This is a genomic window from Ferriphaselus sp. R-1 (assembly GCF_000746095.1).
In the GTDB taxonomy this organism is placed as follows: Bacteria; Pseudomonadota; Gammaproteobacteria; order Burkholderiales; family Gallionellaceae; genus Ferriphaselus.
The window spans coordinates 1-11,210 of the sequence record NZ_JQKP01000022.1 but is presented as its reverse complement, the minus strand read 5'-3'; the positions used below and the strand labels follow the sequence as shown (position 1 = coordinate 11,210).

The window sequence follows — 11,210 nt, the reverse complement described above, 5'->3', positions numbered from 1 at the left end:
CGCCGCTCGCGCCTATCGGGAAAAATTGCTGGGGCATGGCATGCGCCCGAGCATGAGCAGGCGCGGCAACTGTTACGACAACGCGGTGGCCGAGAGTTTCTTCTCAACCTTGAAGAACGAGCTCGTTCACCATTGCGACTTCCACACTAGAGATGAGGCACGGACGGCAATCTTCGAATATATTGAGATCTTCTATAATCGACAGCGTAGGCATCAGACTTTGGGGTACCTCAGCCCAGTGCAATTTGAGCAGCAAGCAGATGTACCCAATTAAACCGTCCGGGAAAAGCGGGTTAGCTCAGCCTTTCAATTGCAAAGACGCTCCACATTCCGAAAAGGCATAGCGTACTTGTCAGCCAGCAGCTAAAGCGGTGGGTCACACGATTGTAGGTAAGTTGTACCAAGCTATGCGCCATTCGGAGTGCAACAAACACCCAGGCAGCGATCAAATACCCCACCGATTCGTTGCGTGTCACAAATAGAGCAAAACACAATATGTAGAACAGCATCGGCACCTCAAACAGGTTCTTGAAGTTGTCTGATGCACTGGTGTTCTTGAGCAGTTTGGAAATTTCTCGCTGAGTTGCCAACAGTTGAGGGTTTAGCTGTCGAGCGCGTATTTCTGCGATGCGCCTCCATAGCGAGACCAACCAGACAGTTGCTGTTAGACCAATCAGCGCAATACAAGGGATGAGTATATCGTTCATATGCCTTCATCTTCCTGCGGCCTGTGCGCCACGCAAGGTCATAACAGCACTGGCGGCCATGGCAATGACTTTTCCATCATCCCGAACAATCTCGCAAGTGTAATGGCTGACAGTCCGTCCGCTTTGTACTGGTCGCGCAATTGCACGCAAAGTTGATTTCCATACCGGCCTGAAGAAATTCACCCTTAGGTCGATGCTGGCGAAGGTCTCTCCTTCATCCATCAACGTAGAGTGAGCGGTCCCAATGGCCGCATCGGCGAGTTCTGAGATCAGTCCGCCATGTACTGTACCTTGCTGATTTCCATGGATAGCAGAATCGACATCAATTTCTACAGTGGCAGTCCCGCTACCCACCTCGATCACTCGAATTCCTAGCGTCTGAGAAATTCGCGTTGGATACTCCATGTGAGTGGAGTCTTGACCACTTAACGACTTGGATATATGCCGCTTCAGAAATTCAAGTACCGACAGTTTGTTCGTCGCAACGCTCATATCGTTTCCTGCCCACCTGATTAATCAATCTGTGGTTGGAAATTTACCGACATTTCGCGAATAGGTATAATCAATAGTAATTATGGTAATTGATAGATATATTCAATCATGAAACTACAGCATTTGCGATTCTTAACCGCCGTGGTGGATCATGGTGGTGTAATAAGAGCGGCTGAAAGGCTACATCTCTCCCAGCCAACACTTACCTCGGGTCTCAAGGCATTGGAGCAAAGTCTTGGGAAACCAATCTTTGACCGAACAGAAAAAACGAGCCGGCCGTTAAGACTGACTCCGGCCGGACGAAGGTTTTATTCGGATGCGATTGAGATTCTTAGGCAATGTGATTCTGCTCGCGCAAGTTTCATTGACTCAACGTCGGAAAAGAGTCGGATCTGTATTGGCGTGATCGACACTTTGCCTCAGCTTTCGGTGATCAAAGTGATGCAGGGCATAAGGCAAAGGTTGCCTAACATTCAGATTGAGCTAAGAGAAGGCACTCCTGATCGGATCGCCTCCCTACTTGCGCAAGGTCGGATCGATCTTGCATGGACGAACATCAGCGATCTTTCGCCAGATGCAGTACAACTTTGGAGAGAGCCAGTCGTCGCCGTAGTATCAAGAGATCATCCGCTCGCGAATGGATCTCCCGCATCCATTGCGCTTAGAGATATTGAAAACGTCCCCTTTATTTTCAGATTAAGTTGCGAGCTTGATGCCGTCGGACGTGCTCAACTCAAGGTCGCAAGAGCCAGTCTAAAGGTGATGTTTAGAGCTGAGCGGGATGATTTTGCATTTCAGTTAGTAAGAGCGGGCGAAGGTTTTACGTTCTCGCCTCGAAGCCTCGTCCCCGAGGATTTGGCTACGCTTAACGTTTCAGATTTTATCGTCCATCGAGTCATCGGGCTTCAATGGCAAGAAGGCCTAGATGTCATGCATAGAGCTGTCGTTACAGAAGCCGCTCAGAATGTCACTCAGATGATGTAACCATGCTACGGTCGCGAAATCCATGGGCATCTCAACTCATCCGATTCGAGCGGCCTACGACCTCTATTTTGCGCGGCCGTATTTTGCGGTGAAGCTGGCTTTTGCGATTGCGTTACCCTTAATCATGTAGCCTGTGAGTGCTGCAGTCGCATCGGCGGGAACTTCGATCTTGTCGGTTTTCAGCGCATAGACCGTGAAAACATAACGATGTGGTTTGTCGCCCTTAGGTGGGCATGTGCCACCCCACGCAGCAAAACCATAGTCGATTCGGTTTTGCGTTGCTCCTGGGGGCAACGTGGTGCTATTTACATCACCTGCACCGGCCACCAACTCGGTAACACCCGCCGGAATATTGAACATCATCCAATGCCACCAACCCGAACCTGTGGGCGCGTCTGGATCATAGACGGTCACCGCAAAACTCTTCGTTTCTTTAGGTGCTCCAGCCCATTTCAAGGCAGGTGACTTATTCAACCCAGTGCAGCCGAAGCTATTGAATTCGAAACTGGACGGCATCATGCTATTCGCCTTGATCTCGGGACTGAAAAGTTTAAAGTCGGCAGCCTCCGAACATATTGAAGCGGTAGCCAAGGCAACGGATAAAAGTAGTCGTTTCATCAAAATGATCCTTTCGTGAATTAGGCGATGATTCTATAACCGATTGATGGGGTGATGCTGAATCGAGTTCGTTTGAATTAAGGCGGAAGTCACCGAGAGAACGAAAGATACGACTGGGCAGGTCAAGACCTGCCTCCGCTGCTCACATAGTTACCCGCCACCAGCGCGGAAAGTTGCCTCAGCAATCGACGGCATGATCTGTTCACTATGGATTCTGCCTTCCATGACTTGGCGGGATTGGTAGACAATCCTCTAAATACAAACATTGCCAATATCACTTACAGTTTTCTATGTGATCCACATCGGCTGAGCATTCATACGAATTACGAAGCTTTCGGAATTCATCTAAATCCAATACGTAAACTTGCTTAGCACCATGCGTGTGTGCCGTTGGACTAGTAAAGCGTAGCGGCGTTGGGTACACGATTTGAACATCACTTACAAAACTTCTAAATATTCCAACAGCCACTGTTTGCATCTTGCTACCAGTTGGCGACACCACAAGATTATAAAATTCCGCCCACTCGTCATATAGCAAAAGTAGCTTCTTCAAACACGCGGAATAATCTAGGGTACAAATCTTAATATTTTGACTCTCAATTTCATCAGTGATTTGATTTAGAGTACGAATTGCATTCGTTCTCCACTGTAGTTCAGGATTCGGAGGGATGCCATGAATAAATGTTGTTTTTGCAGGCTGGACTATTGATTTTGCGCTTAACAACTGCGTCGGATTAAATGAAGGGAAGGCAATTAATCGAACTGGAGCTCGGTTAATATTTACTGAGGACAATTCAGGAACAATAGCAAGGTCATACACCCCCGCTGAGATAAATGACAATATCGCTGCGGAGTCATTTGCATGACTTTCAAGTTTCGTATGCGCCTCAGACTCAGTCGGCGGATAGGATATAGCTTCAGTATATAAAATTGAAATCGACGGTGCCGTTGTATCAAGCTCCAGCAGACCAACAATCAATTGCACAATCAATAGTCTCGACATGCCAGAAATGTCGACGAACAGCCTCTTAGCATCAGGTGGCAGGTTTTCTAAGACGCGACTGGCAATTCCTGATGGATTGCATCGATCATATTCAATTCGAATATGATTCCAACCAGCCTTATTACAAAGCTCTCTGATTTCTGGAAAAAGGTTGAATTCAACAGCCGGTGCATATTCAAAATCCAAAACAGTAATGTCAGAAACATTTGAATTGGATGCAATGTTCAATACCGACATCACCCTATCCTCGAACCCGCCACAAACCAGCAATACATCATCTTTCTGAAATTTGATGTGGTCGGCCGAACGTAGATTTGGCCAATTTGCAGCAAGGAGCGCTCTATCAATTCGACTAGTGACCATTTTCATCCTGACCAGAGAAATCGAAATCATGCTGAATGGCTTCATTCACTTGATAGTTATCAGGAACCACGCCAGTAAGAAGCTTCTTTGCTTCAAAAATCTTGGGGGATAAAATCAATTCCTCGAAATCACTTGTGCCAATAAGAATCGAGTCTCGCCCGCTGAATGTAAGATTAAAATGAGGTATCAAGAACCTTCTTAGGAATAAACGAGGCACAACCTGACCAGAGAAGCTTTTTCCTCTAGGATCTTGGATAAAGATGGAATATCTTATGAGGTCATCATATAGTTCCTTGGCTTTACCTTCGAAAACGGGAGCTTCGCGAAGCTCAATTCTTGACGCCTGATGCCTTGGCCTACCCGTTTCATTTTTTGAACATTTGTATTTTACAAATGAATGAGCCACATTCCCGAACGAGGTCACTATTTGACGCAAATGCTCACCATTTGATCCACTATCAGCTAAGCTCTTTAGAAAGTCACCCGCGTGTGTTCTGATAGCTTTATTTTGATCTTTAGGCTGAATTTTTGGAAGCTTTCCAATTTCGTTTAACTTATCCGTTCCGCCAGAATCGGAAACCATTTTTCGAGCTAGTGTTATAAGTTGATGAATATCGCCGCTGCACATTGAACTAAACGTCTCTCTTCCCCACCACTCAGTTTTTGTACCTTCAGCGATTTTTTTTGCGATCTCATTTTGAGAGATATTTTCACCATCACCAATGAGTTCACTCAAACTTTTGACTGGATAATCTGGGACAGCGTTGAATCTCCTTACAAAAACATCATCAAGAAATTCCAGCTTTCGTGGAGCATCTTCGCGCAAGTAAGTAAGGCCAAGGTTAAGAATTTCAAACTCTCTCCCTTCCACGTAAAGCTTGCCATCAATGTCTGAGGCAGCATAAGAAACAGGGCTTTCTGTCGCCATCTTAAAAAAACAGAACTCATTTCTTTGCATCAGCAGTCGATTTAGATTTTGCTGGAGGGCCTCAGTAATATGCGGCATTGAGTAATCGTCTATGAAGCAAAAGAATGGCTTTCCTGAAAGTACTTGTATTTCGTTCTGCATGATTTCGCAAATCTGCAAGAAAGTACTCGGGCCATATAGCTGACGCTTTATTGGCTGTGTTGGATTTCGCCATTTAATCACTATCTCTTTACATTCTTTCTCGAGAGCCGCAATGAGCATTTCAAAGCTATCTGCATTCGGCAATGATGGGCGCTTTAGATTTAGCTCCTTCCACAAAGCTTTCGACACTTCGATTTCTTTTGGGGAAGATATGACACTATTTTTTACAAAGCCATGTAGCACATCGAGTATTTCTAGAAGTAAACGCGCAACAAGATAGTGAAGCGGCAAGTCAATTGCTTCCGCATTCTGCGGTGATGTATAGCGAGGGAATTTAAAATATAAGTCATTGCAATGGTAATAAATCCCCAAATACCTCTGAGAAATGTTTTCAGGTAGCTTAGCGTCATCTTGCAACTGCTGTTTAAAACTTAGGCTACGAAACACAGTACTTTTCCCACACCCACGAGGCCCTGTTACAACTAAATTGTTAGCACTTTCAATTTCTGAAATCCCAAGAAACTTATTTGAATATAGCGAATGCAATAAAGAATATTGCTGTCCTATTTGTTCGCAACTCAAATAATCAAATGGGGTCAAGAGAGATGTTCGCTCTGAATGTGCCAGTCTTGCAAAGTATTCATCTTCAATATTTTCCAAACGCTCAAGCATCATGCCCGGGTTTCTTGCCAACGGATCACGTGTGCAATCCGCTTCTATTAAATGCTTCCCCCTGAAATGATCGTTTAGAATATTAAAACTATACTTATCCTCTGGAGATATAGCTTGATAGTCAATGCACTCCAATAGCTGAGACAGAACCCTAGCCAACTGATCGAAATCGTTCGTTAACTTCGCATCACTTGTGATACTGCCAGTACCAAAATCCGTAACCTTGAATTTTTCAGTTGCGTTTCTCTGGAAAGGTGATGGTTTTGTTACTAGGATATTTCTGCTATGAAAGTCACCATGCTCTATTCCGCGCTCATGTAGCTCATAGAACAACTCGAGCATTGCCTGCAAAAACGACTTGATGAAAGGTACCGTTATTTGGTGTTTGTTAGATTTAACAAAGTCATGAAGAGATAAGCCATCCACGAAATCGTACTTCAATATGACTACGCCTTTACTCTCTCTCAAATCCCAGCAGCCTGTACAACGGACAACCGTGGAATTTTCAAGTGCATTGGCTTTCTGAGGCTCAATTTTCCAACTTTCACCAGGTGCCAAATTCGCTTTGGGTATCACCTTATATGCAGCATGCTGCTTCAATGTTTCAGAATAGCCTTTGAATACTAGTGCGTAGCAACCGTGCCCAATATATTCCACAAGCTGGAAGTCTCCGTCTGCATCAAATGGCCCAATAAACTGATCGTACGGTGGGAGTTCTTTAGGCATATTCTTTTTTAAATATGAGAAAGTTTTCTGTTCTAACACCACGATGATCGCGCCTTGCGCGACGAATATCAGGGATGCTATTTACGATAATCTGGGTCAAATTTAGGCTTGGCGCATGTTCAGCAAAAGTATTTTGCACTACAGAAGATAGTGGGTATTTTGAGTTGCGCTTAATCTGATCCCCGACGATTACGATGCAGTAACCGTTATGAACGAGACTCTTCGTTGCTTGCATCGCCACTGTGGCCATTAATGACTCAAATCCGTCTCGTTGCTGGGATTGAGCGTTGTCAATTAGCTCAGCGTTTGCTTTATCGACGAACCATAACCGCAATCGATTATCCCTACCATAATCTAGAGCATTCATGTAGGGGGGGCTTGTTATTAAACAGCTTATTCCTGTTGGGAAAGGGACATTTTCAGTTAGTCCCTCGACAAAGGTATAAGACTCTCTTGAAACGACAAAATCTTTGCGCTTATAGGTGCGTTCAATTTTTGCTAATAGTCTCGGCGCGAGTTCTCTGTATTGGTAAAGCAGGGGAAACTCGTCTCGGGGGAATTTCTTATCTCTTAAATATGGCGTTAAATGACTGCTTGGAAAAGATAAGAAGCCAGGCCTTTGATGGTGCAAAATGCCCAGCATACAAGCCAACAGAAAATCATCACCTTGCTCTTTGCACTCTTTGGAAAAGTTCACCACTTCACTTAGGGTGTTTGGGTGAAAGAAATTTCGGACCCATTCAGGAATTCTTCGCCTATCAGGCACAGGTCGCAATGCTGCTGCTTCAAGTCGCTTCTTGGCTCTAATCAAAGCCTCATCCAAGGTGTTCGGGGCGGAAAGCTTTGCTCGTGACAGTAGCGCTGCGTAAGGACTGCTATCCACACCGAAAGCACGCCGCCCCATCTTGACTGCCTCAAGCAAGACTGTTCCACTGCCCGCAAAAACATCCGCCACCAAGTCACCTGGCGCGGAGTAATTTTGTATTAAATCGTGCGCAATCGAACTCTTTAATTTCCCAATATAGGGAGACAGCTGATGGAGCGTGCTTTCAGTACTTGTGCAAGATTTTTCCCATGTCGGCACCAAATTCGATAACTCACTATGCGCATTCATTGGCTTACCTTGCTGGCTTAATACATTGTTAGTAACAATATTCACGTATTCCTTGCCAGATTCGATAGGACGATCCAGAAGCATAGAGTTGTTCGATTCCATTATTTTTGCAAAGTACGCAAGATTTAAATGACTTCATGAGTAAGGGCTTCAACCTGATGAACACAATTTTAACCCGCCGAGATGAGAGCCAAGACGCATTTCTGTAAGCAATTCTGAAGATAGATGGCAGACATGCTACTTCATTGCACAAACTCTCGAATAGGCGCAATGCTTGCCAGCAAGAACAACGGGGGCAGGTCTTGCAATCGAGCACAGGTAATTTTCATCTAACGACCGCAATGGGTCGGTAGCGGAAGTCAATTGTAGCGACCTCCAACGGCCGGTTAGGCCGAGAAGCCGCCGTTTTGCCTTTCCGTAATGGATATTTCACCGGGGTTCGTTTGTTTCGAAATGCCTAACTAGTGCCGGAAATAACTTGATGTGTCTTGCGTTCAGAGCGTTACTGTCTCTCGCCGGCACGGTGTTCGTGTCGGTTAAATAAGGAGACAATCATGACAAAAGCCATATCCGCTACCAAGGTAGATACCTCAAATCCAACGAATTCCTTGCAACCAAACAAGGGTAAGACTGCCCATGCGAGTACGACAGCCCCAACCAGTGATGCTGCCGTGCCCGGCAAGGTCAAGCGGACGTCGCATCGCAAGCGTGCGGAACAGCTCATCTCTTCTCAGTTGAGTAAGCAGGATCGACTCATTACATTGATGAGTCACACCAAAGGTACAACGATAGACGAGTTGATGACGGCAACCGGATGGCAAGCCCACTCGATTCGTGGCGTGATCAGCGGTGTGCTGAGAAAACGCCTTGGTTTGAATGTTGTTTTGGAGGCCCATGAGGGTGGCGCCAGTCGATATCGCATTCTCAAGTCGGCTCAAATATGAAAGCAGCGCTAGCCGAATTGATGAGCCTGGACCGCCAAGCTCTGGCGCAGCGGTGGCAACAGGTATTTGGTCACCCTGCGCCGCTCAATATTCAGGAGATGCTGCTAAGGCAAGCGCTAGGTTGGCAGCTCCAGGCCGATGCAGAAGGAGGGCTATCTAACCATCATCGCCGCCAGTTGCTTAAAGCGCCTGCTGAATCGCCTGCTCTGGGCGCGCGGCTGATCCGTGTCTGGCAAGGTGAAACCCACCAGGTAATGGTGTTGGCGGACGGATACGCCTACCGTGGAAAGCAATGGAAGAGCCTCAGCGCTATTGCTCGGGCGATCACCGGAACACCTTGGTCAGGGCCGGTATTTTTCGGACTCAAGAAATGAGCGTCCGCCGACAGACATTGAACTGTGCGATTTATACCCGCAAATCCTCCGAAGAGGGGCTGGAGCAGGGCTTCAACTCCCTGGATGCACAGCGCGAAGCCTGCGAGGCTTTTGTGTTGAGCCAGCAACACGAAGGATGGCGTGCTCTGTCTACCCGCTACGATGACGGTGGATACTCGGGTGGCAATATGGGCCGACCGGCCTTGCAGCAACTCTTGGCGGATATCGATAGCAAGCGTATCCAGGTCGTGGTCGTGTACAAGGTTGATCGACTGACCCGTTCACTCGCCGACTTTGCCAAGATCGTCGAACAGTTTGATGCGCGCGGCGTATCTTTCGTATCAGTCACTCAGCAATTCAATACCACCTCATCCATGGGGCGACTGACCTTGAATGTCCTGTTATCGTTCGCGCAGTTCGAGCGGGAGGTCACTGGCGAACGCATACGCGACAAAATCGCGGCCTCCAAGCAGAAAGGTATGTGGATGGGCGGAGTGCCGCCGCTGGGCTATATCGGTCAAGAACGCACCCTTGCGATCGATGAGCCGAATGCCGACCTGGTTCGAAGCATCTATCAGCGTTATCTCGCACTAGGATGTGTGAGCTTGCTGCAGCAGGAACTGGCGTCAATCAATATTCGAACCCCATCTCGTAGCAGCCGGACTGGTAACACCCGTGGAGGCCGACATTTCAGTCGAGGTCATCTGTACAGGATACTGACCAGTCCGGTCTATATCGGCAGAATCGTACATCGTGACCAAGTCTATCCCGGACAGCATCCTGCCATCATCGAGCCAGCACAGTGGGACGCGGTTCAGAGTCGGATGATGGAGAATCGGCAGGGGCACACCCGACAAAGATCAACACCCTCCGACAGCCTGCTCACTGGGCTGATCTATGATGAACAGGGACATCGCATGATTCCTTCGCATAGCCGCAAGCAAAGCAAACGCTTCCGATATTACGTAACCGAAACGTTGATCACTGCTGGCCGTGCCCATGCTCCCAGTGGCATTCGACTTCCTGCTCAGGAAATCGAGACCCTGGTCATAAACCGCGTGCGCGACTGGTTGGGCGAGCCCGCAGCGGTACTCGAATCACTCGGCGATGTAGAGCCAGCGTACATACAAGAGGTTCTGTCTGCCGTGGACTTTACCAGGGCAGGATTCGATGGCGTGCCTTCGATTGTGTATCGCAGCGTACGAACTCTGGTCGAGCGGGTCACGGTAGAAAGCATCCAGGTTCGCATTACGCTTGCCCCGCATCGGTTACTAGCGGCAAATCGATTGCATGTAAGCCAGGCCGAGATCATCGTCCCGGCGCGAATCACCCGCTGCGGCCTAGCAATAAGGCTGGTTGTCCAAGGGGGAGGTGCGAATCTAAGGCCGGCCCCGGATCAAGGATTGATCACTCTCATCGGCAAGGCACACGATTGGCTGGGACGACTGACTTCTGGCAAGGTAAGGCGAGCTCTTGAGATTGCGAACGAGGAGGGTGTGACAGCATCCTATGTATTGCGCACCATTCAACTAGGTTTCCTGGCCCCCGACATCGTTCGGGCCATACTCAACGGTACTCAGCCTGCTACTCTGACGCTGAAGAATCTCAAACAAAGCATCCCGCTGCCGATTGACTGGAGCGAGCAGAAAAAACTGCTCGGGTTTGACCAGTCTTAACTTCGAAGCGGTAAAAGCTAGCTCATCGAGAGCAGTGCTGCTCCACCCCTGAAACATCCCCCTACAACTGTTTTCTTCATCGCTCCCCGGTTTGGCGACGATCAGGCATTTCTGCGTCCGGGGAAACATTTGAAAAAACTTGGACTGCCGATGCACCGAGCAGAGAAGAGGGGGAAGATAGGGCAATGGAATGGACACCTCCCCCTAAACGGCATCGAGATGTGCCAGACTGGAGATGGCAAACAACCAGTCAACAGAGGGAGGTGTGAAATGGATATTACGCGTATTGGCATAGACCTGGCAAAGAACGTATTCCAGATACACGGAGTGGATCGTGCGGGCAAGGTGATTGTCAGGAAGCAATTGCGGCGCAACCAGATGCAGGCATACTTTGGCAAACTGCCAGCGACATTGATCGGCATGGAAGCCTGTGGAAGCTCACACTACTGGGCGCGGGAGCTGGGCAAA

11 protein-coding genes and 1 pseudogene are annotated in these 11,210 nt (G+C 47.8%); 6 read left to right on the top strand and 6 right to left on the bottom strand.

The window, feature by feature from the left end; translation table 11 throughout:
* A partial coding sequence (locus DM08_RS10815) for an IS3 family transposase (RefSeq protein WP_152555829.1) occupies positions 1-274 on the top strand: 274 nt, incomplete at its 5' end.
* Between the two features lie 19 nt (positions 275-293).
* On the opposite strand, the gene DM08_RS12385 is transcribed toward DM08_RS10815, so the two are convergent.
* Together DM08_RS12385 and DM08_RS10805 are read right to left on the bottom strand one after the other, a co-directional pair.
* Positions 294-707 carry an MAPEG family protein gene (locus DM08_RS12385; RefSeq protein ID WP_051938157.1) on the bottom strand — a complete coding sequence of 138 codons (414 nt, stop codon included), beginning with the start codon at positions 705-707 and terminating at the stop codon, positions 294-296.
* A gap of 6 nt (positions 708-713) precedes the next feature.
* A complete protein-coding gene (locus tag DM08_RS10805) occupies positions 714-1,199 on the bottom strand; it encodes a PaaI family thioesterase (protein ID WP_035384673.1) in 486 nt (161 codons plus the stop codon).
* Positions 1,200-1,307: 108 nt separating this feature from the next.
* Between DM08_RS10805 and DM08_RS10800 the strand changes: the two genes are divergently transcribed.
* A complete protein-coding gene (locus tag DM08_RS10800) occupies positions 1,308-2,183 on the top strand; it encodes a LysR family transcriptional regulator (RefSeq protein ID WP_081908878.1) in 876 nt (291 codons plus the stop codon).
* 63 nt (positions 2,184-2,246) lie between these two features.
* Here the strand turns inward: DM08_RS10800 and DM08_RS10795 are convergent, their stop codons facing one another.
* The 4 genes from DM08_RS10795 to DM08_RS12665 all read right to left on the bottom strand — a co-directional run bounded on the left by DM08_RS10795 (position 2,247) and on the right by DM08_RS12665 (position 7,850).
* A complete protein-coding gene (locus DM08_RS10795) occupies positions 2,247-2,801 on the bottom strand; it encodes a YbhB/YbcL family Raf kinase inhibitor-like protein (protein ID WP_081908877.1) in 555 nt (184 codons plus the stop codon).
* A gap of 274 nt (positions 2,802-3,075) precedes the next feature.
* Entirely contained in the window at positions 3,076-4,041 is a 966-nt protein-coding gene (locus DM08_RS12935; protein WP_152555828.1) for a hypothetical protein, read from the bottom strand.
* 115 nt (positions 4,042-4,156) lie between these two features.
* Complete coding sequence (locus DM08_RS12670) at positions 4,157-6,673, bottom strand: ORC-CDC6 family AAA ATPase (RefSeq protein ID WP_152555827.1); 2,517 nt, start codon at positions 6,671-6,673, stop codon at positions 4,157-4,159.
* Positions 6,627-7,850 carry a DNA methyltransferase gene (locus DM08_RS12665; protein WP_081908875.1) on the bottom strand — a complete coding sequence of 408 codons (1,224 nt, stop codon included), beginning with the start codon at positions 7,848-7,850 and terminating at the stop codon, positions 6,627-6,629. Before DM08_RS12665 ends, DM08_RS12670 begins: the two co-directional genes overlap by 47 nt.
* Before the next feature lie 452 nt (positions 7,851-8,302).
* Between DM08_RS12665 and DM08_RS12380 the strand changes: the two genes are divergently transcribed.
* The 4 genes and pseudogenes from DM08_RS12380 to DM08_RS12930 all read left to right on the top strand — a co-directional run.
* On the top strand, positions 8,303-8,692 hold the full coding sequence (locus DM08_RS12380) for a DUF3489 domain-containing protein (protein WP_051938154.1): 390 nt from the start codon (positions 8,303-8,305) through the stop codon (positions 8,690-8,692).
* On the top strand, positions 8,689-9,066 hold the full coding sequence (locus DM08_RS12660; protein WP_081908874.1) for a DUF2924 domain-containing protein: 378 nt from the start codon (positions 8,689-8,691) through the stop codon (positions 9,064-9,066). The genes DM08_RS12380 and DM08_RS12660 overlap by 4 nt, the downstream gene beginning before the upstream one ends.
* Positions 9,063-10,742, top strand: coding sequence for a recombinase family protein (locus tag DM08_RS10775; RefSeq protein ID WP_035384675.1), 1,680 nt, complete (start codon positions 9,063-9,065; stop codon positions 10,740-10,742). Before DM08_RS12660 ends, DM08_RS10775 begins: the two co-directional genes overlap by 4 nt.
* A gap of 270 nt (positions 10,743-11,012) precedes the next feature.
* Positions 11,013-11,210, top strand: a pseudogene (locus DM08_RS12930) (IS110 family transposase); the annotation flags it as partial.